This window comes from Saccharobesus litoralis, assembly GCF_003063625.1.
GTDB lineage: Bacteria > Pseudomonadota > Gammaproteobacteria > Enterobacterales > Alteromonadaceae > Saccharobesus > Saccharobesus litoralis.
The window spans coordinates 2,530,320-2,553,797 of record NZ_CP026604.1 but is presented as its reverse complement, the minus strand read 5'-3'; the positions used below and the strand labels follow the sequence as shown (position 1 = coordinate 2,553,797).

Below are 23,478 nucleotides of genomic sequence, written 5' to 3'. Positions count from 1 at the left end.
TTCATGAAAATTTTATATGGCGTGCAAGGCACGGGTAATGGCCATATTAGCCGAGCCCGCATTATGGCTAAACAATTTAGTACCATGGACGCCGATGTGGATTATTTATTCTCTGGCCGCCCGCCAGAGAAATACTTCGATATGCAAGTATTTGGTGACTATCGAACTCGCACCGGCATTTCCTTTATCAGCGCGAATGGTAAAGTTAAACACCTTGAAACACTGCGCCAATTAAAGCTCAATCAATTTGTTCAAGATGTAAAAAGCTTAGATGTATCCAGCTATGACTTGATTATCAACGACTTCGAACCTATTAGTGCTTGGGCAGCCAAACGGCAAAAAGTGCCCTGTATGTCTGTTAGTCACCAAGCATCGTTTTTGCGCCCCATTCCCAGTAAAGGTATGAGCCTAGTTGATAAGGCCATTTTGCGTCACTTTGCTCCATCAGATATTCAACTGGGTGTGCATTGGTATCACTTTGGCTACAACATTATTCCACCTTTCATTGAACCCATGGCAGAAAGCGAGCTGCTCAATAGTAGTTCACGACGCATATTAGTCTATTTGCCATTTGAATCATTAGAATTTGTCACGTCCATATTAACCGGTTTAAGTGACTACGAATTTTGTTGCTACCACCCAGATGCTGAACATTTGGAGTTGGACAACATCATTTTTAAACCTTTGTCACGTGAGACCTTTAAATACGACTTAGCAACAGCCAAAGCCGTGATCGCTAACGCCGGTTTTGAATTATCCAGTGAGTGCATTACTTACGGAAAACAGCTGTTACTCAAACCTTTATCTGGGCAATTTGAGCAAAGCAGTAACGCCCATACGCTAGCGTTACTTGGCCTAGCCGACGTCATTGATGATCTTGATATGGATGCAATCGAGTCTTGGCTGCAAAAAAGCTACTCTGGTAAGGTTCGCTTTCCAAGCAACCCACAACCTTTCGCCGAATGGATATTAAAAGGTGAATGGGACAATATTCAGCCTTTAAAAGATAAACTATGGTCACAAGTGGATTTTCCACAAGCTGTGTCTGATCATTTAGCCCGTATAAAAGCCGCTTAGGGTAAAAAAAAGCCCGCTACTACTTGTGCAGTATCGGGCAAAGACAACATGGAGACAACTAAGTACACATAAAACAACAAAGTTAAAAGGTATGACTTCAGTCATTTCATTAAGTTCATTTCTAACATCAATTGTTGTAAATTTTCTTCACTAAAGACTTTAATGCCGTGTTGACTAAGCAGTTTTGCAGTTAATCCTTTACCCGCTATTTTAACCGCGGAAAAATTGCCGTCGTAAATCCAGTTGCTACCACACGAAGGGCTACTTTCTTTAAGAATGGCAAATTGGATCGCGTTTTGCTGACAAAGTTTTAATGCAAGCTCAGCACCTAGTTGAAATTGCGCGCTGACATCGCCTCCTCGTTGCGTTTTTACCGAGCCATCAGGCTGTATTTCTGCTGCCGGTCTAGGCGTAGGTAAACCACCCGCACACTCTGGGCAAAAGGGAATGATAAGATTACGTTGCTGTAAGGTTTCAAGAAAAGGATGATGAACTGGCTTGGCCTGCCCATCATAGCGTACAGGCTGACCAAGCAAACAGGCACTAACAAGTACCTTAGATGTCATTTATTTTAATGTTTTATTTTAGTGTCGTAAGGTGATTAACCAGCGCAATATAATCTGTTTCTGATTTTAATTCTTTCGAAATCACTTTGTATTTACCGTTAACAATCACTGTTGGCACACTGCGAATATTCATTTTCTTCTGCGCTTGTTTCATTTGTTGAACTTGGCCAACCACCATAAAGTTATTGATAGCGCCTTCAAACTTTTTAGGTTCAACACCCGCATCTAAGAAAATACCACGCACTGTCGTTTCAGTTAAAATCGCTCGACCTTTACCAATGACATGAATAGCATTAAACAGTTTAGGAATGACTTTGTCTTCCACTTTAAGTAACTCAGCCGCGATCATAGCTTTAGTCAACAAATCGGCTTTTTCAGGGCCTCTAACAAAGTCAACATGACTCTTTTTAAATTTAACTCCAGGCTTAAGACTTTTCTTTAACGAGCCAATTAACGGTTCGAATTGAAAACAGTGACCGCAATAGAAAGAGAAAAACTCAGTGACTTCTGGCGTTTTAGTAGCTGGAAAATCTAAGACTTCGTAATGTTTACCTTCTTGAAAAGTGTCAGCGCAAGCTTGCAATGGCAAGAAAATAGCAACAATAAAGGCAAGAGCAATTTTTTTCATTTTATATCCTGTGTTATAAGCATTTAGCTTGTTATATGCCTAGAGTAATTAATTACATGCCTGACAGCAAGCGGATTGGTTTTTCGTTTAACTCAGCGTATTGTTCTTTTAACGCGAGTATTTGCTGTTCCCAGTATTTTGCCTCTTGAAACCAAGCAAAATTACGCGGAAAAGCTGGGTCTTGCCAACGATTGGCGATCCACCCCATGTAATGCACCATGCGTAAAGCTCTCAGCGGTTCAATCAGTTTGAGTTCACTGACATCAAAGTCACAAAACTCTTCATAGCCGCCAATCATGGTATCCAATTGTAATTCTTGCTGTTGGCGGTCACCCGACAGCATCATCCATAAATCTTGAACTGCGGGCCCGGTTCGCGCGTCATCTAAATCGACAAAATGCGGACCATCGTCTGTCCATAAAATATTGCCGGCATGGCAATCACCGTGCAAGCTTAACGCACGATTAGTTTGAGGTTGATAAAGACCTTGTGCTTTTTCTATCACCATATCTAAAATGGTAAAGAAAGACGTTTCTAATTGTGGCGGGATCATCTGCGAATCAACAATGTGTTGCTTGGCTGTATGCAAATATACCTGACTATTAATTTCCGGTCGGTACTTAAAGTCAAAAGCCTGCCCCACCATATGAATACGACCAATAAAACGCCCCATCCATTCAAGGTGATCTAAATTATCATTTTCAAAGGCGCGACCACCGCGGCAAGGGTATATAGCAAATCGGTGGCCTTGGTAGTGATGTAAACTCTGGTTATTGAATTGCAATGGCGCAATAATCGGTACTTCTGCGTCTTGCAGTGCAAAAGCAAAATCATGCTCTTCTTGTATTTGTTGGTCAGTCCAGCGTAGTGGCCGGTAAAACTTAACCACATACTTTTGCTCTCGCAAGGCATCAAACGTTAAGCCTCTAAACTGGTATACCCGATTTTCATAACTATTCAGCGCCAGTAAACCTGACTCGACACGCAAATCAATCGACTCTATCGCATCTAAAATCAAGTCCGGTGATAAGGAACCAAACGCAAATTCGGTGGGATCTTGAGTATTCACTTAAACCTCGCAAGCTAAACTGAACACCCAAGCGCGCAGATTAGCGTTTAACAAATCGACTTTCTTGCGTCATGCTAACACGTTCACCATCAGAAAAGTTAGCGGTGACCACAAAATCAAAGGCGGTAATTTGCTGATCTAAATCGTAAGGATCGGCAATCAAACTAATCGGTAGCACGGCAACGTCTCCGCCTTTGATTTGAATTTGCTTGTCTCCCTTCCATTTAGCATTGGGCAGATTAGCCGTTGTCACACTAAAAGTTGCCGTTAATTGCGACTTATTAAGTAATTTAAGCGTGTAGGCATTTTCCATTTCGCCAGTAAATAGCTCTTTATACAAACGCCCTCTATCTCGAATAATATCCAAATCCATTGGCACCCGCGTGGCTAATTCATAAGCAAACAAGCCCATCATGGTTACTAAAACCAAGGCGTAACCTAAAAGCTTACCGCGAAAAATATGCGTTTTGCCGCCAGCTAATTCATGTTCTGTTGTATAGCTAATTAACCCTTTTTTATAATTCATTTTACTCATGACGCCGTCACAAGCATCTATACAAGCGCCACAGTTAATACATTCATACTGCAAGCCATTGCGAATATCAATGCCTGTTGGGCACACTTGTACGCATAGGTTACAATCAATGCAATCACCTAACCCCAGATCTTGCGGTTTTTGTTTGCGTCCTCTGGGGCCACGTTTTTCTCCACGCGCAACATCATAAGAAACCGTAAAGGTATCTTTATCAAACATAGCCGACTGAAAACGCGCATAGGGGCACATGTGCGTACACATAATTTCGCGCATCCATCCGGCATTACCATAGGTACAAAAGGTAAAAAACAATATCCAACCCGATAACGCCCACCCTGCACTCAAGGTAAAAAAGTCGATGAATAGAGCATCTACAGGCGTAAAGTAACCAATAAAGGTTATTGAGGTATACAAAGAAAATAAAATCCAGCAGGTGTGTTTAGCGGTTTTGCGCGCGATTTTATTAACACTCCATGGCGCTTGGTCCAACTTCATTCGTTGATGGCGAGACCCTTCTAGTTTTTCCTCAAACCAAATAAAAATAAAGGTCCAAACGGTTTGTGGACACAAATAGCCACACCATACTCGACCAATAAATGTGGTGACAAAAAATAAGGCAAAAGCGCCAATAATAAACAGTGCAGCCAACAACATTAAGTCTTGCGGCCAAAGAGATATCGCAAATATGTTGAATTTCTGCTCGGCTAGATCAAATAATATGGCTTGCTGACCATTGTATTGTAACCATGGCAGTAACATAAACGCAGCCATAAAGACCATGCCCATGCGGCGCCGAACCGTTTGATATAAACCTTGAACGGCGCGAACGTATATACGATTGCGAGAGCTCAATCGCTCAGAACCCGCATGTTTAGGCTGGTGGATTTTTATTTTTTGTGGCTTAACAACGTCATTGTCTTGCACGATAAGATGGCTCAATTTTTATCTAGGGACGAGAATAGTATAGCGCGAAGGAAGGCACATAATGAATGTCTATTCGTGTAAAACATGCGTAAGATCATGAACTAAACAGTGAATACATAACAATATGCTAAAGAAACTCTTATTTTGGGTTGTAGTCTTAGCCGGAGCGCATTACGCATGGAAAGACCCAGATATACGCCAACAAATTGAAAACTATATCGCAATGGCCAAAGGGGAAGCCATCGCTACCGCGCAGTCCAACGCCCCCAAGTTTAAAACCTTGTCAGTCAATCAGTTAAAAAGTGTGTTATTGGACAGCATTGCTGATATGAACAAGATGGAAGAAATATTTCTTGAAGAAATGGTGACGAGTCGTCAGGCTGTACTGGATTTTCAAAAAGAATGGTGTGGTAACAGCTACTTACATCCTGTGCTAAGAGACAAGAGTAAAGAGCAGGTTTGCACTAAAATTAATAGTATGCAACAAGTGCTGAGTTTTAACTAATGAGGTTACAAGGTGAGTGACAAGTCATTAATAGAAGATATTCCATTTGATGGGGATACCAGCAAGCCGTTACCCGAAAGTTTAAAAAAGGTACGTCGCACCCATATCAACTATTCAATGAAATTATTAGAGCAGCCTGAATTTCAACAATCACCGGCTGACGAGTTACTCACCCGCTTTTTAGCCTATGGCAAACCGCCTGAACAAGCGGTTATTGACGAGAGCGAACAAGAAGAACTGAATCGAGTACGTCTTGATGTTGAAATAGAGGCGATCAAGCGCCGGCAATTTGAAAAACGTCAAGCACAAGAAAAAATCGAAGCAGCCTATCGTAGTGTCGATTTAATGCTCGGCAATAATTTAGAAAAAGTCCTTGATAAACCCATCAAATTTATTGGTAATCATAAAGATTTGGGCTTTTACAAAGTGATTTGTTCAGAACTAGGCGCAGAGCATTTATCGGTTAATCAATTTGCAGGTATTGTTGAAAGCTGTAGTTGGATAACCCAAGACTATATTCGTATTGCTAATAATTCGATGGTTAGGTCAGACTTACAAGCCACTAATGCGCCTGAAGCAACGGATGTAAAATCAGCGATCAATATCCTTGGGGTTGCCAACGCCAGCTGTTTATTCCCTCGTTTGATAATCGAATACAACTATCGTCAGCATGCTGGGCTAGCCAAAGATATGTGGAATCGCCTAATCAAGTTTCAGCAACTCAGTTCTATTGCGGCATATAAACTTGCTCGTCATTTTGGCTTGGACGGCGACCACCTATTTTTAACCAGTGCGCTAAGTGCGCTACCTTATATGGCGTTCCTGAATATGTATACCAGCGAAGCCAAACGCGCCAAACTAGCTTCATACAACAAAGCCTTGTCCTTACAAGATGATTTTCGTTTATCTGTATTAGATAATTACGAACCTGGCTCTGAACTTTTGTATAAGCTTTATCACTTTGCACCGAGCTTTACTACACTGGCGATTGACTCGCTTAACCTAATACATTTGCCCGCTGTCTCCACACTTGAGGGTGAATCAGGCTTTGAAGACCGCCAATTATTATTGCGCCGCGCACAAGGGTTTGCCACATTTCGTTTATTATTATCAGCCAAACTGATCGAACCTGAACAAGCCAATGGCTTTTTAAAGGCTCATAATATTGATCAAGTAAGCTTAGACGTACTGCAAAACATTGATTTTGCCCGAATAAACCTGTACAAAATGCGCGATTAACCATTCATTTTCAGCCAATAACAATATCGCGTGAAACCACCTCATAAAATTAAACACATGCCTTTGGGTTTAAATCGCAGTCATGTATTGGCCGTGTTTTTTATCCTGTGGACCATCACGCTATCTTCAATTCCCGATAATTTGGCTGTTATTAGCGACTATTTTTCTTTTTTCTTTCTTGGCATCTTAGGCGCACTTTTCGCCAACGCGACGGGAGCTGGCGGAGGCGTAGTATTTATTCCAATGTTCAACCAGTTAGGCTTTACTGACATACAAGCCGTTGCAACCAGCTTTTCGATTCAGTGCTTTGGCATGACAGCGGGCGCACTCGCCTGGTTTAGAAGTTACCAAAAAGAAACTCAACCACTGGCGACTTGGCAATCTTTTTGGCCAATAATTATGGTGACAAGCTTAACCTCGATACTCGGTTTATGGACGGCTTATTTATCCAATATTCACGCACCAGCAGCACTGCACGAGTCCTTTAGTTTATTTTCTATCGCGCTAGGCATTGGCATACTCGTCTCTGTTTATGTGGCGCATCAAGGTAAACCGAGAGAAAAAGCGCCATTTATCGATTTAATCGCTCTGGCCTTAATTGGTTATTTTGGTGGCTTGATCACAGCTTGGTTGTCGGTTGGGGTCGGTGAATTAATGGCTATCTATTTAATTATTCGCCGCTATGAAGTCGCTTTTGCCGTTGCGACCGCTGTGTTAGTTTCAGCCTTTACTGTCTGGGCGAGTACTGTGCAACATTGGTTGATTGACCCGCAATATTACTGGCAGGTGATATTATTCGCCGGTCCTGGTGCATTACTAGGTGGTGTGGCTGGTCGAAAAGTTGTGTCTTACTTACCCGCAAGACGTCTTAAAATTTTCTTTGCATTATGGATACTGATCGTCGGCATAAGTACGTCAGGCATCCCAGATTTAATTAAAAGTTGGTGGCAATGAGTCCCTCGCAAAATCCAAACAAAATAAATCAATTTTCCTGCATTGGTTTACTCAACCCGAAAAGCCCTGAAAACGTAGGCAGTATCATGCGCGCAGCCGGTTGCTATCATGTTAACTCAGTATTTTATACTGGGCGACGTTACGCAATCGCAAGGGAATTTGTCACCGATACGCAAAAAGTTTATCAACGCATTCCGTTAATGGGTGTACCCGAATTAAACGATGTGATCCCGCTAGGTGCTAAAACAGTCGCTGTCGAATTAATAGAAGGCGCCACACCGCTTATTGACTATCAACACCCTGACAATGCTTTTTACATTTTTGGCCCTGAGGATGGTTCAATCGGCAAAGATGTGTTGGATTGGGTTGATGATGTGGTTTACATCCCAACCACAGGATGTATGAACTTAGCCGCAACAGTTAACGTTGTACTTTATGACCGTTTAGCCAAATCAGGCTTAGCGGATTACAGCCAAGCCTTAATTCAAGCCAGTCGCGACAATAACAATAAAATCAAACGCTAAAACGCAGTGCCTTAGCTATTTAGGCAAAAAAGAAGCGATAGAAATGCTGAGCCCACACCAAGAAGCAAACTAGCAGTGCCAATGTGACTGCAGCCGAACCCATGTCTTTTGCTCTACCGGCTAGCTCGCTATGTTCTAAACTAATGCGGTCAACAACCGCTTCTACGGCGGAATTGACTAACTCAATAATCAGAACAAATAGTAAGCTGGCAATCAACAAGACGAACTGGCCGAAAGTGGCAGACGTAAACCATGCGACTGGCAGTAATATAACCGCTAAGGTCAACTCTTGACGAAATGCGGCCTCATGTTGATAAGCGGCTTGAATACCTTGCGCTGAACAGATTGTTGCGCGATAGATACGAGATAGTCCCTGACCATTCGGTTTCAAATTCTCTGACATAATCCTATTACTTATATCTTTTGTCGTATACCTAGTCTTAACTTTTGTGTCGGAGTACTAGTATACCTAATGGCATTTACCAGCAGTCTAATTACATGAGCGTAGCAAAACCAGTGATTTTTTTATGACATACGACCATCAACCACTTTGATTGGGTAAATGCGAAATATTGGATATATACTGATAATAAAGGACAGTAACCTAGGCGCTACTATGCAGGTACAAGATCAGTTAACCCAGACTTATCGACAACATGTCGCACAATTGCAAAGTCACGTACAACACATATTGCAAACTGAGCCAGTTGATGGGTTAGTGATCCATTCAGGACAAACCAAGCGTTACTTCCTAGATGACCAAGATTACCCTTTCAAAGCTAATCCTCACTTTAAAGCTTGGTTACCCGTCAATGTAGCGAACTGCTGGTTGATCGTAAATGGCACAGACAAACCAACCCTGATTTACTACCAACCGGATGATTTTTGGCACAAAACAGATACGCTCGAAGACGACTACTGGACTGATTTTTATGATATCCATGTGCTAACTCAAGCCAATCAGGTTGAAAAGTTACTGCCGCGCATTGTCGACCGTTACGCCTATATAGGTGAACATATCGAAGTGGCCAAAGCGCTCGGTTTTGAGCAAATCAACCCTGAACCTGTGCTCAATTACTTTCATTATCATCGCGCATATAAATCTGATTACGAAGTCACTTGCATCAAGTTAGCCACTGAAAAAGCCGTAAAATGTCATTTAGCCGCTAAGCAGGCTTTTTTAAATGGCTTAAGTGAGTTGGATGTGCACTATGCTTACTTAGCCGCAGGGCAAATGGTAGAGCAGGACTTACCTTATCCTAATATCATTGCATTTAACCAAAACGCTGCGACATTGCACTATACACAGCATGAAAGGCTAGCTCCCTCAGCCCCATTGAGTTTATTAATTGACGCTGGAGCCATGTTTAATGGTTACGCCGCGGATATTACGCGAACTTATAGCTATAAAAACAATGAATTCCAACAGGTCATTAATCGCCTAGCCGCTATACAGCAACAATTAATTGACTTAGTCAAACCCAACCTCAGCTTTGGCGATTTACATCATCAATGTCACGTTAAAATAGCCGAATTACTGGTCGAATTAGATATTGTTACCCTTTCAGCCAAAGATAGCTTGCAACAAGGGATCACCAATAGCTTTTTTCCGCACGGCTTGGGGCATCACTTAGGATTACAAGTACATGATGTCGGTGGCTTTATGGCTGACGACCGCGGTACGCACATGCCAGCACCTCAAGACCATCCATTCTTGCGTACCACTCGTAAGCTAGAAAACAAGATGTTAGTCACTATTGAACCTGGCTTGTATTTTATTGAAAGCCTGCTTAATAAACTAAAGCAATCAGATCAGGGCAAATACATTAATTGGGATCGCGTAGACAACTTTATCCCTTTTGGTGGCATCCGCATTGAAGATAATGTGTTAGTACAAACAACCAGCACTATCAATCTCACCCGACAAGCGGGGCTTGCTTAAATATATAGTCAAAGCGATCAGGTTTTAGGGGCAGGTTTCTAGTTCCAGACGAAACCTAAGTACTTACATCCATGTAAGCAAAGCTGTCAAGCTTTGAGACCCCATGAGCATATGCTCTACTATGTGATTGGGGCTGCCTAAAGGGATTTAGGTAGTAGGACGACGCAGGAGCCAAAGTCGAGAGTAAGCGCTGACAATGAACCATAAGACCTGAGCGAGAAGACTATAATTTTGTTAAACTAAGCGCTTGCCGTATTTGTTTATCAATTTACATGAGTCAATACTTAGTCCCTGCAGCAACGTGTGAAGTAGAAGAAACCATTAAAAAAAGTCGATTTATCACACGACTCATTCCTGTACAAAATAGCCAGCAAGCCAAACAAATTATTGCCGAGATTAAGCAAGAGTTTAAAGATGCCAGACATCATTGCTCCGCTTTTGTCGCTGGAGCCCCACATGACTCCAATCAATATGGATTTTCTGACGACGGCGAGCCCAGTGGCACAGCCGGCAAACCCATGTTAGCGGTACTGCAAGGTTCAGGGTTAGGTCATGTACTAGCTGTTGTTGTGCGCTATTCTGGCGGTATAAAATTAGGCACAGGCGGCTTGGTTAAAGCCTATGGTGGCGGGGTAAAACAAGCGCTTGAGGTTTTACAAACCCAACTGAAAGTAGAGAAACAAATATTCACTCTCGATTGCAGTTATAGCCAATGGGAGCAAATTCAATATTGGCTGGCCCAAGAAGATGGCGAGATAGTTAATGCAGAATATACGCAATCAGTGCAATTACAGCTTGCGCTTAGTGTCACGAATAGCGAAAATTTAAATACTCGTCTGCGCGATATGCAATTATCGTTAAAGGCTCTTAAATCATAACAAAAATAACTCAAAGCGTTAGCCAATGAAATACCGCTCTATAATCCGTATCCTCGGCCTTTTGGTGGCTTTATTTAGTTCAACCATGATCCCACCAGCGCTTGTTTCCCTTATTTATAAAGACGGCGGTGGTTTAGCTTTTGTATTAGCCTTCGTTTTCAGTATTTTCGCGGGTCTATTTATGTGGTACCCGCATCGGCACCACAAAGCCGATTTAAAAGCGCGCGAGGGATTCTTGATTGTCGTCGCGTTCTGGGTGGTACTGGGTGCATTTGGTAGTTTGCCCTTTATGCTACTTGAATCTCCGGATATGAATTTAGCTGATGCCATATTTGAGAGTTTTTCTGGCTTAACGACCACAGGGGCAACCGTGATTACGGGGATAGACTATTTGCCCAAAGCCGTTTTGTTTTACCGCCAACAACTGCAATGGCTGGGGGGCATGGGGATCATCGTACTAGCCGTAGCCATTCTACCTATGCTAGGTATCGGGGGCATGCAGCTTTATCGAGCTGAAACACCTGGCCCTGTTAAAGATTCCAAAATGACCCCTCGCATTGCTGACACTGCCAAACATTTATGGATGATTTATTTAACGCTAACCACGGTCTGCGCGGCAGCTTATTGGCTTGCTGGCATGAGTTTATTCGACGCTATCTGTCACGCTTTCTCGACAATCGCCATTGGCGGCTTTTCAACCCATGATGCGAGTATGGGCTATTTCAATAGTCCTGTTATTAATATTATTTGTGTCGTCTTTTTGATCATCGCCGGTATTAATTTCGCATTACATTATGCAGCCGTGCGCGGGCGCTCCATTATGGGCTACATTCGCGACCCTGAGTTTAAAGTTTTTATTGGTATTCAGTTAATATTAACCCTAGGCTGTTTTTGGGTTTTACTCGAAACTCAATACTATGCAAACCCAGAAGAAGCGATGAACCACGCTTTATTTCAAGCCGTATCTATTAGCACTACGGCCGGATTTGCCACCGATTCATTTGCGAGTTGGCCGTTACTGTTACCACTACTGCTGCTATTTTCATCTTTTATTGGTGGTTGTGCCGGTTCAACCGGCGGCGGCATGAAAGTGGTGCGGGTACTTTTGTTGTATTTACAAGGGGTACGCGAACTAAACCGCTTGATCCACCCTAAAGCTGTTTTTTCAATTAAGCTAGGTGGCAAGGCATTATCAGATAGGGTGGTAGACGCTGTCTGGGGCTTTTTCGCGGCTTATGCCGTTGTCTTTATTGTCATTATGCTGGCTTTGCTTGGCACTGGGCTTGATAATATTACTGCATTCTCAGCAACCGCAGCCTGCTTAAATAACTTAGGCCCTGGTTTAGGTGAGGTTGCCGCTAACTTTGGCAGTATACCTGATGCAAGTAAGTGGATCTTAGTTGTCGCCATGGTATTTGGTCGACTTGAAATATTCACATTACTCGTTTTATTTACCCCGACCTTTTGGCGAGCCTAAGCTCGCCTTGAGGGAGATTTAATCACCCACCTTTTTTTATCAGCATTCTTCGCTAATAACACAAACTTATAGCCAATTACCACGCAATAAGTTAGATACCATTCGTATGCATAGATAGCGTGTTTTTTAACCAATTGAGTTATAGTGTCATCGATACTGTTTTTGTTACAACTATATCCAAGCACTTTGCTGAAAAAGTTTAACAGTACAAACAAGTTGAAACAGAGTGTTTTCGTATAGTATCGATAACGAACTGATGGCGCCTTCTTACCTTCCATCAGTTGCAGCTTAACACGCCCGCGCATTCTATTTTTTCGGGCACAATGAGTATCAGGAGTGTCATTATGGACGCCTTAAACAATGAATTTATCAATGCAATCCAAACTGAATTAACTTACAACGCCAACAAAAATATTGAACCACTTGTCGATGATAATCTGGAGTTGGCGATTAAAACCGTAACCTTAGTCTTGTTCGATGATGTCGAAGTACTAGATTTTGCCGGCCCTTATGAGGTTTTCTCACTTACGCGCCAACTCAACAATAACAAACTATTTAAAGTACAAACAGCATCTTTATGTGGTGATAGTGTCGTGGCCAAAAATGGTCTGAGCATTAGCCCTGACGTTGCCTTAGACGAAGTCCAAACAACTGACTTACTACTAATCCCTGGCGGCGATGGCGTAAAACAAGTATTAAAAAATAAACGCCTATTGCGCCAAATCGAACGATTAGCGACCGAAGCGCAATACGTGCTATCCGTTTGCACAGGCGCGGTAGTACTAGCCAAATTGGGCATATTAAAACACCGCCAAGCCACGACACACCATCAGGCCTTTGAATGGCTAGCAGAAATAGACCCTAGCTGCCAAGTGCTGACAGGCTCACGCTTTGTCGATACTGGAGATGTTATTACCTGCGGGGGAACAAGTGCAGGCATAGACATGAGCCTCTATATGATTGAAAAACTCACCTCGCGTGAGATCCGCAAAGCGACTCAAGGTTACATGGAATATCAAAACTAACAATGTCTCTACTTTTTGTGCACTGCTCATCCTAATTTCGTCGACGAGTTCTGTCGACATGGATGAGTGGCACGATAAAAAAGCAGAAATAGCGCAGATTACAGTTAACACTGTTTCAGTAGTAATAAGAAGCGTGTAACTTTGATTATTTATACCAAGCTATCAAAGTAAAATCGGGAAAAGCAAAGGTTAATAACATTAACCATTCACTGTAAGTGGTTAGACCTTAGACCAGACTAAATGTAACGTATAGATTATTCGTCAAAAGTTGTTCTATTGAGCACCTGTATTAGCATGCATCAACAGAGACATAAGGCTACTATAGTCTTCTCGCTCAGATTTTATGGTTCATTGTCTGCGCTTACTCTCGACTTTGGCTCCTGCGTCGTCCTACTACCTAAATCCCTTTAGGCAGCCCCAATCACATAGTAGAGCATATACTCATGGGATCTCGAAGCTTGACAGCTTCCCCTAAAACCCGATCGCTTTGACTATACATAGTAACGAAGCCGTTACTATGTAGAATCATTCACCGTATTAAACAACTCATTACAGCAACAGCTAGTCGTTCATAAATACATGTACGGGCACATCAAAGTATTTAGCAAAACCTTTGATTTGCTTAACAGTCATACGGCGTTTACCATTGAGAATTTCAGAGATGATACTCTGAGTTGCGATATCCGCTAAGTCTCTTTGCTTAACCTTATTTGACTTCATCAAATAACGTAGAACTAAACGAGGTTCCGAAGGCAAAGCTTGGTATTCGTATTTTTCCACTTGATCAAGTAAAGCATTGCTGAGATGCATCAATGCAGGAGTAGCAGAGCTACTTTGTTCCATTTTTTCCATCAATTCAGCACGCTTGATCAGGTCTTCATCTCCCGATACATTAGACGTGCAAGAACGAAAGAATTGTTCAGCCGCTTCAGTATGTTGGTTTACAAGAGAACTTAGTTCCTTTAAAAACTTTTCCATAATCTCCACATTTTCGAGTTGGGCGATAATGCTTACTAAGGCTTATCGATGGTTACCAGATCGTGTGTTGCGAGCTCATTTTTGCCTATTTTGTGGCGGCTGATCAAGCTTATTTCTAACAATTTGCGTTATTTTTAAGTATGAAGTTGATTTTAAAAACTTAATTTAAAATTTATTAACTCAGCTATGCTTGTTAATTAACAATTACGCCACATAGATATAAATAATCACATTCCAATAACAGGTAAGACCATGACAAACCCCTTACTATCTGATTTTGAGATACCTCATTTTTCGCAACTCAAACCAGAGTATATTCAGCCAGCAATTGAAGAAAGTTTAACCAATTGTAAAAAAGCCATTGAGAGTGCTCTATCAAAAGAAGTCAATTGGCATAATTTGGTAGTCGAAACGGACGAAATTGATGATTTATTAAACCGTCGTTGGTCACCGGTTTCCCATATGCATTCTGTCGTCAATTCAGACGAGCTAAGGCAAGCGTATCAAGCTTGTTTGCCCTTATTATCAGAATTTAGTACTTGGGTTGGCCAACACGAAGGGTTATATCAAGCGTATCAGACTTTAGCTGACAGCGAAGAGTTTAAAACACTCAATCAATCTCAACAAAAATCCATTAGCAATGCTTTACGTGATTTCAAATTATCAGGCATTGGCTTAGATGCCGACAAAAAAACAAGATACGGTGAAATTAGTAAACGCTTGTCTGAATTAAGCACGCAATTTTCTAATAACGTGTTAGATGCCACTCAAGGTTGGACATTACACATTACTGATGAAAAACAACTTGCGGGTTTACCTGAAAGCGCATTAGCAGCAGCTCAAGCCACCGCGCAAAGCAAAGACAAACAAGGTTGGTTATTCACCCTAGAGTTTCCAAGCTATTTGCCAGTGATGATGTATGCCGATAATCGAGACATGCGACAGCAAATGTATACGGCATTTGCGACCAGAGCATCAGATCAAGGCCCGAATGCCGGTGAATGGGATAATACAGCCATTATTAACGAAACCTTGGCATTAAAACATGAACTCGCCCAACTACTCGGGTTTGCTAATGCTGCGGAAAAGTCGCTAGCGACAAAAATGGCTGAAACGCCACAGCAAGTATTAAGCTTTTTAAATGATTTGGCCGCTAAATCTAAACCACAAGCGCAAAGCGAGCTAGACGAATTACTGGCTTTTGCCAAACAAGAACACAGTATTGAGCAGCTAGAAGCTTGGGATACAGCTTATTATTCAGAAAAACTAAAACAAGCAAAGTACGCTATTTCAGATGAAGAACTACGCCCATACTTTCCTGAAGATAAGGTACTAAATGGCCTATTTACCACAGTCAATAAACTATTTGGCATTCAAGTCACAGAAATAAAAGACTTTGATACTTGGCACGACAGTGTGCGCTTTTTTGAGATCACCGATGCACAAGGCCAACAACGCGGACGCTTTTATCTTGACTTATATGCTCGTGAAAATAAGCGTGGTGGCGCTTGGATGGATGTTTGCGTCTCTCGTCGCCAAACAGCTGCTGGCAACATCCAACACCCTATCGCTTACCTAACTTGTAACTTCAACAAACCCGTGGGTGACAAACCTGCCCTATTCACCCATAACGAAGTCGTTACGCTATTCCATGAGTTTGGTCACGGCATTCATCACATGCTAACCCAAATCGAGGTTAGCGCCGTATCGGGTATTAGTGGTGTCGCTTGGGATGCCGTGGAACTGCCCAGTCAATTTTTAGAAAATTGGTGTTGGCAAGAAGAAGCACTCGCTTATATTTCCGGCCACTATGAAACAGGAGAGCCTTTACCCAAAGCTCTACTTGATAAAATGCTCGCCGCGAAAAATTTTCAATCAGCAATGATGATGGTGCGCCAATTAGAATTTTCATTATTTGATTTTCGTATTCATCATGAATATACAACCAATGCAAGCGAAGACTTTGTGCAAGCCACGTTGGATGATGTACGCAAGCAAACGGCCGTCATTACACCGCCAAGCTTCAATCGCTTTCAGCATTCATTTAATCATATATTTGCTGGGGGCTATGCTGCAGGGTATTACAGCTACAAGTGGGCTGAAGTGTTATCAGCAGACGCTTTTTCACGATTTGAAGAAGAAGGCATCTTCAATACTGAAACAGGTCAGTCTTTCCTTAAGCATATTTTGGAAAAAGGCGGCTCACAAGAGCCCATGGAGCTGTTTAAAGCCTTCAGAGGCCGCGAACCTAAGGTTGATGCCTTGTTAGCCCATTCGGGTATTGAGGTATAATTAAAACATTACATTCGATGTCTGCCGTGGTTTATTAACCTTGTCACGGTCGACATCGACATAATTTACAACCATTCAATCTCTTTTAAACTAATATTAAAGCTTTCATCACCATCTTCCATTTGCTGTAAACGCACTAATACATAATTCAATTCAGGTGCAAACCAAGCGTATGTGACTCGATCTTCGTTATCGGTGATACGTTGCATTTTGATGGTTTTAAATTGTCCTTTAGGAGTGCTAATTGTCGGTTGCTCAACCACTTTGAATTCATAATCTCGAATATGGCCGTCGCGATTAATCCCTTGATAAGAGTAACTATCTTGCAGTGGAGCGGCTTTTAAATCTAACTCTAACTGCAATTGATAGCTGAGTTGATCCAAAACTCGGTAGCCCAAATCAGTATTGGTTACCGTCGGCTTGTTATCTTTATCCAGCACCTGCTTGGCTTGATGGTCAAACTGGTAATGGTAGTCTCTGTCTTTGCCTGTACCTTCTCGCTTATAGCGATACCAATCCACTTTCACTTGATTGTTATCTATCCATAATTGACTGGTTTCACTACGCTCGTCAGATAAAAATAAAAAACGCGCTTGTGATGAGTAATTAAATAAATAACGTTGATTGTCCAATTGTATTAATTGACGCGAGCCATTACCGTAATCTGAACCACGGCGAGACAATATATAATCGGCTTTATATAAAATTGGCGCATTATTTACACTTTCACTGCCAAGCGCCTGTTTTTGCGCTAGCGAATTGGCAAATAATTGGCTAGACGCCAACAACAGAAAAATACCAACAGGTACTTTAAAACGAGAAATCAACATAAAGAAAATAGTTAACTGCAATTAACGCCAAGATTAACCTGATTTTTTTAAAAGAATAGTCATTTAGATTAACTATTTATAAAAAAGTTGCACATTTTAATTTCGCAAACTGGCTAGTAGCCTATCCATTGCACGATAACCCAGCGCCTCAGCAAGGTGGCTACGCTCTATGTGCTGATGTTGTCTTAAATCTGCAACCGTGCGCGCCACTTTTAAAATACGATGATAAGCACGAATCGATAAGCCCAGCTTTTCAATGGCGGTTTCGAGAAAGTCGGCATCCGCTTTAGTTAATGCACAGTATTGATCAATTTCCCGAGTCGACAATTCACTGTTCAATTTACCTTGGCGTTCAAGCTGGACTCGATGGACTGAAATAACCCGTTCACGCACCACGCTAGACGGCTCACCTCTATCTTGATTCTCAGTTAAAGCCCCTTTGGGTAAACGCGCCACTTCAATTTGAATATCAATGCGATCTAAAAAAGGTCCAGATAGCTTATTTAAATAGCGCAACATTTGGTCCGGTGTCGAGCGCATTTTATCGTCGTTATAGTGACCACATGGACTAGGGTTTAATGCGGCAATCAACTGAAATTTAGCCGGAAAGTCGGCTTGGCGGGCGGCACGAGAAATAGTCACCATGCCCGATTCCAGCGGCTCACGTAATACATCAATCACTTTGCGATCAAATTCTGGCAGCTCATCTAAAAATAAAACGCCATTATGCGCTAAGGATATTTCTCCCGGTTTTGGGTTTGAACTGCCTCCCACCAAAGCAACGGCTGAGCAGGTGTGATGAGGTGCGCGAAAAGGTCGTCGATGCCAATCTTCTATATCAGCCGCCATACCGACAATAGAATGCACCGCAGCCGTTTCAAGCGCTTGGTTATCTGTCATCGGTGGTAAAATATCAGCCAAGCGTGAAGCTAGCATAGTTTTTCCGGTTCCCGGAGGGCCAAGCATTAGCAAGTGGTGGCCCCCAGCTGCGCAAATTTCTAATGCGCGCTTAGCCATAGGCTGACCAATAATATCCTGCAGATCACGCTCTGATTGCACATGTTGCTGGATCCTCTCTGGTTTAGAAAATGCTAAGGCTTGCTGTCCCGTTAAGTGAAAAAACACATCGGTTAATTGGTTAGCCGCAACCACTTGTGCTTCTTGAATATGACAAGCAATATTGGCGTTATCTGCTGGTAAGATAGCCACCCGCCCCTGCTTGGCAGCAGCCATGGCAAATGGGATCTCACCTAAAACTGAGCGTAGCTCGCCGGTTAAGGCCAACTCGCCAGCAAATTCAAACTGATCGATCCCCACTGCCGGTAATTGCCCCGATGCAATTAAAATCCCAAGAGCGATTGGTAAATCAAACCGCCCACCTTCTTTAGGTAAGTCCGCCGGTGCTAAATTAACTGTGATTTTTTCACCAGGAAAAGTGAAGTGACTATTAATGATCGCACTACGCACCCTGTCACGTGCTTCTTTGACGGATGCTTCAGGTAAACCAACCAAGTTAAAACCTGGGGTTCCTGGGGAGATATGCACTTCAACTGTTACTAAGGGGGCTTCAATCGCAATACGCGCTCGACTATATAGCACAGCTAACGACATAACTTCTTCCTTGAATAAAACGAATTATTTTAAGGGTAATAAATTTAACTTAGATTGCAAGTCCACTTTTAGTTAGCATCCAGTCATTAAGAAACACGCCATCCACCACAAGCAACTAAATTGCATAGCGAATAATAAACTGACCGTTAATAGCCTGCTTTTTATCGTGCATTTCTTGAATCATTTTATTTAGCTCTTTATGGTTTGTACGTTTTTTGACGATCCGTCAAAAACTGGGTTGACATGCTGATTTTTTGAACTAAAATGACGAAACGTCAAATTGACGATCTGTCATTTTAGGTAGCTTAATGGGTTATTGGTTAAAACATATTAAAAAGTTGCATGCCAAAGGGGAATGTCCTTTATCGTTCTGCTCTGGCTCGCAGCGTAAGCAGCAAAAGATCGCTGAGCGTGAAGAAGAGCTAATTACTCTAGCCCATGAGCTCGTCGATCAAGTCGGATTTGCTGGCTTAACTATGGATAAATTAGTCAAGCAAGCCAGTTGTTCTAAAGGCACGATATACAACCATTTTTCTAGTAAAGAAGATTTAATTTCGGCATTAAGCTTGCGCTCGTTAAACCTAGTTATCGATATGTTTAACAAGGCCAGTAAGTTTGAAGGTAATTCACGCGAAAAAGCACTGGCACGTGGCTTTGCTTACTTTTTATATAGTCAGTTAGAGCCCACGCTATTTATGTGTGTGTTAACAGCAAAAACACCAGCGGTTATGGAAAAATCATCGCCTGAACGCCTCGCCAGCATGATAGAAAAAGAAGCGCAATGTACCGCCATGTGTGACCAAATGTTTGAAGACGGCTTAGCCGATGGCAGCTTAAAGTTATCATCAACCACAGGCGTAGCAGACTTAACCTTTGCTATGTGGGCCATGACCTTTGGCACCAATGCTTTAATCGTTAATGCTCGCGCAGCAAAAGGCATAGACAGGCTTGAAATTAAAACCGTGCTGTTACGCAATATGAATATTATGTGCGACGGTATGAATTGGTTGCCATTGTCTAGTGAATTTGATTACACACGGACATGGCAGCGTTTAGAGGATTATTTCTCTGAATATATTGAGCTATTAGACTCGCAATAGCGCGCTAATAGCTTAAAAAATTTACAGTTAAGTGACGATTCGTCAAATAGGTAACGCTTTTTGAGTTCGGTGTTTTTAACCTAATCGGTATTTAAGTAATAAACACTAAGCTCTTTATCACTTTTATAAATTAACAATTGGACTGAAAAATGAAACTAGGATTTATACAATTAATCCTGCAAAAGCCTTGGCTTATATTACTGACTAGTTTACTAGTCGTGATGGGCTTAGGCGTTGGAGCAGGCAATTTAACCTTTCGCGGCGACTACAAAGTGTTTTTTGGTGAAGAAAACCCACAGCTTCAGGGTTTTGAAGCCATGCAAAAAACCTTTAATAAAAACGATAATGTATCGATTATTATTGCGCCTAAATCGGGCAATGTATTCGAACCTGAAGTGCTAGAGCTGGTATATAATATCACCGATGAAGCTTGGCAAACCCCCTATTCCACCCGAATTGACTCGATCACCAATTATCAACATACCGAAGCAGAAGATGATGATCTTTTGGTTGAAGACCTACTGCTTGATCCTGCTGACTTAACAGCTGAAAAAATTGCCAAAATCAAAGCCGTTTCAACCAATGAGCCTATGTTGGTTAACCGTCTAATATCACCTAGCGGTCATGTCACCATGATCAACGTTACGGTGCAAATGCCGGAAAAAAACAAAAATGAGGAAGTGATCGAGGTATCTAGCTTTACGCGAGATATTGTCACTAAGTATAAGGCTAGCCATCCTAATATCGATTTTCATTTAGCCGGAATTGTCATGATGAACAATTCTTTTCTGGAAGAAGCGATAAATGACAGTAAAACTTTGGTTCCCTTTATGTATATCACCATACTAGTGATGTTAACCGTGTTTTTACGCTCTTTCTTAGGCATGATTTCTACCTTGCTCGTTGTACTACTCTCTATTATCGCTACCTTGGGTGGTGCAGGTTGGGCAGGTTTTTATATGTCTACACCAACGGTTAACGTGCCTGTACTGGTGATGACCTTAGCGGTTGCTGATTGTGTGCATATCATCGCCTCTATGAATTATAACTTACGTCAGGGTATGAAAAAGATCGACGCGATCACCCAGTCGTTAGAAATCAATATTGGCCCCGTTTTTATTACCAGTGCGACAACCGCAATTGGCTTTCTAACCTTTAACTTTTCTGACGTGCCGCCATTGCGTGATTTAGGCAATATGGTGGCTTGGGGTGTGATGCTGGCCTTTATTTTATCCGTTGCCGTATTGCCTGCATTATTAAAAATATTGCCAGTACGCATACCTAAGCAAACGGAAAGTACTGGAGCTATGGAAAAATTTGGTGAGTGGGTAATTGCCAAGCGCACACCCGTGTTAGTAATTTCAACGATTATTATTGTAGCTGTAACTTCACTAGTGCCTCTAAATCAAACTAACGACATCGCGGTTGATTATTTTGATCAACGCGTTGCATTCCGTCAGGCATCTGATTTTATGGATGAGAACTTGATGGGCGTATCGAGTGTTGATTTTGAGATTGATTCTGGTGAAGAAAATGGTGTCAATAAACCAGAATATTTAAAGACCTTATCTGACTTTACCCAGTGGTTACGTGGGCAAGAAGTTGTCGATCACGTATATACCTTGTCAGACACCTTTAAAAACCTAAATAAAAATATGCATGGTGACGACAAAGCCTATTACACCATTCCTGAAGATCATGAGCTGGCCGCGCAATACTTGCTGATGTATGAAATGTCATTGCCTTATGGCTTAGATTTAAACAACCAACTTAATATCGACAAGTCAGCGGTTCGCGTCACGGTAACCATGGACAATATTGGCTCGAAAGAGGTAATTGCGATGGAGAACGCGGTATTAGATTGGTTTGCAACTAATGCGCCGCAATACAAAGTGACCGCAGCTAGCCCTACTTTAATGTTTGGTCATATTGGTGAGCGCAATATGAGCAGTATGCTAATCGGCACAACAGTGGCTATGGTACTCATTTCTTTGTTGCTTGTTTTTGCATTGCGCTCAGTAAAATTAGGGGTGATTAGTTTACTGCCTAATATGATACCGGCAGGCATGGGCTTTGGCTTTTGGGCACTGTACTCGGGCAATGTTAACTTGGGCTTATCAGTAGTTGTCAGCATGAGTTTGGGGATTGTTGTTGACGATACAGTGCACTTTTTAGCCAAATATAAACGTGCTCGTGTATCAGGTAAAACAGCTGAAGATGCAGTGCGCTATGCCTTTGCTAGTGTAGGTCGTGCGCTATGGATCACCACCCTAGTATTAGCAACAGGCTTTATGGTTTTAGCGCAATCCGCATTCGCATTGAATGGCAATATGGGCTTACTCACTGCACTTATTATACTGATTGCGTTAATCATCGACTTTTTATTCTTACCCGCATTCTTAATTTTAACTGATAAAAAACAATACGTTACTGAGGAAAAGCAAAATGCAACACAACAAACTGCAAGCTTGGCTTAAAACATTCTTGGTAGGTTCGTTAGTTGCGAGCTTGCCATTAACCGCAATCGCAGATGAAGCGGCCCAAAAAGGTTATGCCATTGCTAAAGAACGAAAAGTACGCGATACAGGCTGGATAAGCAGCGAACAAAGCATGCAAATGATTTTACGTAATGCGCAAGGCGATGAAAGTGTACGCGAAATGCGCAGTAAAAATTTAGAAGTCACTGGTGATGGTGATAAAGGCTTAACCGTATTTGATAAACCGCGCGACGTTAAAGGCACGGCATTTTTGTCATTCTCGCACATTAACGAAGCGGATGATCAATGGCTATATTTACCAGCGTTAAAACGGGTTAAGCGAATTTCATCACGCAATAAATCAGGGCCATTTATGGGCAGTGAGTTTGCTTATGAAGACTTAAGCTCATTTGAACTCGAAAAATACAAGTTTACCTATTTACGTGACGAAGCTTGTCCTACTGATACCAGTGTTAATTGCTTTGTCATTGAATCAATTCCGACCGACAAATTTTCTGGTTACAGTAAAACTCATGTTTGGATTGATACTGCTGAATATCGCATGCATAAAGTCGATTATTACGACCGTAAAAAGTCACTGTTAAAAACCTTAACAGCTGAAGACTTTAAGCAATACCAAAATAAGTTTTGGCGGGCTCATACCATGACAGTGGTCAATCACCAAACAGGAAAAAGCACTGTATTAAAAACATCCGACATTAAATTTAACGTCGGTCTAACCGACAGTGACTTTAACAAAAACTCGCTAAAGCGCATCCGATAACGTCGGAAGAGTTGTCGACTTGGCGTAAGGCTTATCAAACCATAAAAAGTTTATGGCAAATAA

Annotated in this window: 21 protein-coding genes; 13 read left to right on the top strand and 8 right to left on the bottom strand. The window is 41.9% G+C overall.

Annotated features, from left to right (window positions below):
• Positions 1 to 3: 3 nt before the first annotated feature.
• Positions 4 to 1,077, top strand: a complete 1,074-nt coding sequence (locus tag C2869_RS09005; RefSeq protein WP_108602623.1) for an MJ1255/VC2487 family glycosyltransferase — start codon at positions 4 to 6, stop codon at positions 1,075 to 1,077.
• Between the two features lie 101 nt (positions 1,078 to 1,178).
• Here the strand turns inward: C2869_RS09005 and C2869_RS09000 are convergent, their stop codons facing one another.
• Genes C2869_RS09000 through ccoG form a run of 4 tightly spaced genes read right to left on the bottom strand, consistent with a single transcriptional unit; the run spans position 1,179 to position 4,814 of the window.
• Positions 1,179 to 1,643: a DUF523 domain-containing protein gene (locus C2869_RS09000; RefSeq protein ID WP_108602622.1), complete on the bottom strand. Its 465-nt coding sequence runs from the start codon at positions 1,641 to 1,643 to the stop codon at positions 1,179 to 1,181.
• Positions 1,644 to 1,656: 13 nt separating this feature from the next.
• On the bottom strand, positions 1,657 to 2,271 hold the full coding sequence (locus C2869_RS08995; RefSeq protein WP_108602621.1) for a thiol:disulfide interchange protein DsbA/DsbL: 615 nt from the start codon (positions 2,269 to 2,271) through the stop codon (positions 1,657 to 1,659).
• Between the two features lie 52 nt (positions 2,272 to 2,323).
• The gene (locus tag C2869_RS08990; protein WP_108602620.1) at positions 2,324 to 3,340 is read right to left on the bottom strand and encodes a serine/threonine protein kinase; all 1,017 of its coding nucleotides are present in this window, start codon (positions 3,338 to 3,340) and stop codon (positions 2,324 to 2,326) included.
• A 40-nt stretch (positions 3,341 to 3,380) separates the two neighbouring features.
• A complete protein-coding gene (gene ccoG, locus C2869_RS08985) occupies positions 3,381 to 4,814 on the bottom strand; it encodes a cytochrome c oxidase accessory protein CcoG (protein ID WP_228710804.1) in 1,434 nt (477 codons plus the stop codon).
• 109 nt (positions 4,815 to 4,923) lie between these two features.
• On the opposite strand from ccoG, the gene C2869_RS08980 reads away from it, so the two are divergent.
• The 4 genes from C2869_RS08980 to C2869_RS08965 are packed head-to-tail and all read left to right on the top strand — an operon-like array spanning position 4,924 to position 8,021.
• A complete protein-coding gene (locus tag C2869_RS08980; RefSeq protein WP_108602618.1) occupies positions 4,924 to 5,304 on the top strand; it encodes a hypothetical protein in 381 nt (126 codons plus the stop codon).
• Positions 5,305 to 5,316: 12 nt separating this feature from the next.
• Positions 5,317 to 6,543, top strand: coding sequence for a hypothetical protein (locus C2869_RS08975; protein WP_108602617.1), 1,227 nt, complete (start codon positions 5,317 to 5,319; stop codon positions 6,541 to 6,543).
• A 30-nt stretch (positions 6,544 to 6,573) separates the two neighbouring features.
• Positions 6,574 to 7,497, top strand: coding sequence for a sulfite exporter TauE/SafE family protein (locus C2869_RS08970; protein WP_108602616.1), 924 nt, complete (start codon positions 6,574 to 6,576; stop codon positions 7,495 to 7,497).
• Complete coding sequence (locus C2869_RS08965; protein ID WP_108602615.1) at positions 7,494 to 8,021, top strand: RNA methyltransferase; 528 nt, start codon at positions 7,494 to 7,496, stop codon at positions 8,019 to 8,021. Before C2869_RS08970 ends, C2869_RS08965 begins: the two co-directional genes overlap by 4 nt.
• Before the next feature lie 19 nt (positions 8,022 to 8,040).
• Here the strand turns inward: C2869_RS08965 and C2869_RS08960 are convergent, their stop codons facing one another.
• Positions 8,041 to 8,424, bottom strand: coding sequence for a diacylglycerol kinase (locus tag C2869_RS08960; protein WP_108602614.1), 384 nt, complete (start codon positions 8,422 to 8,424; stop codon positions 8,041 to 8,043).
• A 213-nt stretch (positions 8,425 to 8,637) separates the two neighbouring features.
• Here C2869_RS08960 and pepQ point away from each other — a divergent pair, with 213 nt between their 5' ends.
• From pepQ to C2869_RS08935, 4 genes are all read left to right on the top strand, one after another.
• Complete coding sequence (gene pepQ / locus C2869_RS08955; RefSeq protein ID WP_108602613.1) at positions 8,638 to 9,963, top strand: Xaa-Pro dipeptidase; 1,326 nt, start codon at positions 8,638 to 8,640, stop codon at positions 9,961 to 9,963.
• 272 nt (positions 9,964 to 10,235) lie between these two features.
• Positions 10,236 to 10,841, top strand: a complete 606-nt coding sequence (locus tag C2869_RS08950; protein WP_108602612.1) for a YigZ family protein — start codon at positions 10,236 to 10,238, stop codon at positions 10,839 to 10,841.
• A gap of 25 nt (positions 10,842 to 10,866) precedes the next feature.
• Positions 10,867 to 12,318: a TrkH family potassium uptake protein gene (locus tag C2869_RS08945; protein ID WP_108602611.1), complete on the top strand. Its 1,452-nt coding sequence runs from the start codon at positions 10,867 to 10,869 to the stop codon at positions 12,316 to 12,318.
• A 344-nt stretch (positions 12,319 to 12,662) separates the two neighbouring features.
• Positions 12,663 to 13,343, top strand: a complete 681-nt coding sequence (locus C2869_RS08935; protein WP_159084107.1) for a DJ-1/PfpI family protein — start codon at positions 12,663 to 12,665, stop codon at positions 13,341 to 13,343.
• A gap of 561 nt (positions 13,344 to 13,904) precedes the next feature.
• Here the strand turns inward: C2869_RS08935 and C2869_RS08930 are convergent.
• Complete coding sequence (locus C2869_RS08930; protein WP_108602608.1) at positions 13,905 to 14,321, bottom strand: helix-turn-helix domain-containing protein; 417 nt, start codon at positions 14,319 to 14,321, stop codon at positions 13,905 to 13,907.
• 252 nt (positions 14,322 to 14,573) lie between these two features.
• Here C2869_RS08930 and prlC point away from each other — a divergent pair, with 252 nt between their 5' ends.
• Positions 14,574 to 16,613 carry an oligopeptidase A gene (prlC, locus tag C2869_RS08925; protein WP_108602607.1) on the top strand — a complete coding sequence of 680 codons (2,040 nt, stop codon included), beginning with the start codon at positions 14,574 to 14,576 and terminating at the stop codon, positions 16,611 to 16,613.
• A gap of 65 nt (positions 16,614 to 16,678) precedes the next feature.
• Here prlC and C2869_RS08920 read toward each other — a convergent pair whose 3' ends face one another.
• Together C2869_RS08920 and C2869_RS08915 are read right to left on the bottom strand one after the other, a co-directional pair.
• Positions 16,679 to 17,443 carry a DUF3108 domain-containing protein gene (locus tag C2869_RS08920; protein WP_108602606.1) on the bottom strand — a complete coding sequence of 255 codons (765 nt, stop codon included), beginning with the start codon at positions 17,441 to 17,443 and terminating at the stop codon, positions 16,679 to 16,681.
• A gap of 96 nt (positions 17,444 to 17,539) precedes the next feature.
• Complete coding sequence (locus C2869_RS08915; protein ID WP_108602605.1) at positions 17,540 to 19,054, bottom strand: YifB family Mg chelatase-like AAA ATPase; 1,515 nt, start codon at positions 19,052 to 19,054, stop codon at positions 17,540 to 17,542.
• Between the two features lie 308 nt (positions 19,055 to 19,362).
• On the opposite strand from C2869_RS08915, the gene C2869_RS08910 reads away from it, so the two are divergent.
• The 3 genes from C2869_RS08910 (at position 19,363) to C2869_RS08900 (ending at position 23,415) form a co-directional block, all read left to right on the top strand.
• The gene (locus C2869_RS08910; RefSeq protein WP_108602604.1) at positions 19,363 to 20,154 is read left to right on the top strand and encodes a TetR/AcrR family transcriptional regulator; all 792 of its coding nucleotides are present in this window, start codon (positions 19,363 to 19,365) and stop codon (positions 20,152 to 20,154) included.
• Between the two features lie 149 nt (positions 20,155 to 20,303).
• Complete coding sequence (locus C2869_RS08905; RefSeq protein ID WP_108602603.1) at positions 20,304 to 22,631, top strand: efflux RND transporter permease subunit; 2,328 nt, start codon at positions 20,304 to 20,306, stop codon at positions 22,629 to 22,631.
• Entirely contained in the window at positions 22,600 to 23,415 is an 816-nt protein-coding gene (locus C2869_RS08900; protein WP_108602602.1) for an outer membrane lipoprotein-sorting protein, read from the top strand. The genes C2869_RS08905 and C2869_RS08900 overlap by 32 nt, the downstream gene beginning before the upstream one ends.
• Positions 23,416 to 23,478: the final 63 nt, after the last annotated feature.

What these genes read in the sequence shown, in the direction of transcription:
- C2869_RS09005 (WP_108602623.1), top strand. Translation starts at nt 4, where the DNA reads ATGAAAATTTTATATGGCGTGCAAGGCACGGGTAATGGCCATATTAGC.
- C2869_RS09000 (WP_108602622.1), bottom strand. Translation starts at nt 1,643, where the DNA reads ATGACATCTAAGGTACTTGTTAGTGCCTGTTTGCTTGGTCAGCCTGTA.
- C2869_RS08995 (WP_108602621.1), bottom strand. Translation starts at nt 2,271, where the DNA reads ATGAAAAAAATTGCTCTTGCCTTTATTGTTGCTATTTTCTTGCCATTG.
- C2869_RS08980 (WP_108602618.1), top strand. Translation starts at nt 4,924, where the DNA reads ATGCTAAAGAAACTCTTATTTTGGGTTGTAGTCTTAGCCGGAGCGCAT.
- C2869_RS08965 (WP_108602615.1), top strand. Translation starts at nt 7,494, where the DNA reads ATGAGTCCCTCGCAAAATCCAAACAAAATAAATCAATTTTCCTGCATT.
- C2869_RS08960 (WP_108602614.1), bottom strand. Translation starts at nt 8,424, where the DNA reads ATGTCAGAGAATTTGAAACCGAATGGTCAGGGACTATCTCGTATCTAT.
- pepQ (WP_108602613.1), top strand. Translation starts at nt 8,638, where the DNA reads ATGCAGGTACAAGATCAGTTAACCCAGACTTATCGACAACATGTCGCA.
- C2869_RS08950 (WP_108602612.1), top strand. Translation starts at nt 10,236, where the DNA reads ATGAGTCAATACTTAGTCCCTGCAGCAACGTGTGAAGTAGAAGAAACC.
- C2869_RS08945 (WP_108602611.1), top strand. Translation starts at nt 10,867, where the DNA reads ATGAAATACCGCTCTATAATCCGTATCCTCGGCCTTTTGGTGGCTTTA.
- C2869_RS08935 (WP_159084107.1), top strand. Translation starts at nt 12,663, where the DNA reads ATGGACGCCTTAAACAATGAATTTATCAATGCAATCCAAACTGAATTA.
- C2869_RS08930 (WP_108602608.1), bottom strand. Translation starts at nt 14,321, where the DNA reads ATGGAAAAGTTTTTAAAGGAACTAAGTTCTCTTGTAAACCAACATACT.
- prlC (WP_108602607.1), top strand. Translation starts at nt 14,574, where the DNA reads ATGACAAACCCCTTACTATCTGATTTTGAGATACCTCATTTTTCGCAA.
- C2869_RS08920 (WP_108602606.1), bottom strand. Translation starts at nt 17,443, where the DNA reads ATGTTGATTTCTCGTTTTAAAGTACCTGTTGGTATTTTTCTGTTGTTG.
- C2869_RS08915 (WP_108602605.1), bottom strand. Translation starts at nt 19,054, where the DNA reads ATGTCGTTAGCTGTGCTATATAGTCGAGCGCGTATTGCGATTGAAGCC.
- C2869_RS08910 (WP_108602604.1), top strand. Translation starts at nt 19,363, where the DNA reads ATGGGTTATTGGTTAAAACATATTAAAAAGTTGCATGCCAAAGGGGAA.
- C2869_RS08905 (WP_108602603.1), top strand. Translation starts at nt 20,304, where the DNA reads ATGAAACTAGGATTTATACAATTAATCCTGCAAAAGCCTTGGCTTATA.
- C2869_RS08900 (WP_108602602.1), top strand. Translation starts at nt 22,600, where the DNA reads ATGCAACACAACAAACTGCAAGCTTGGCTTAAAACATTCTTGGTAGGT.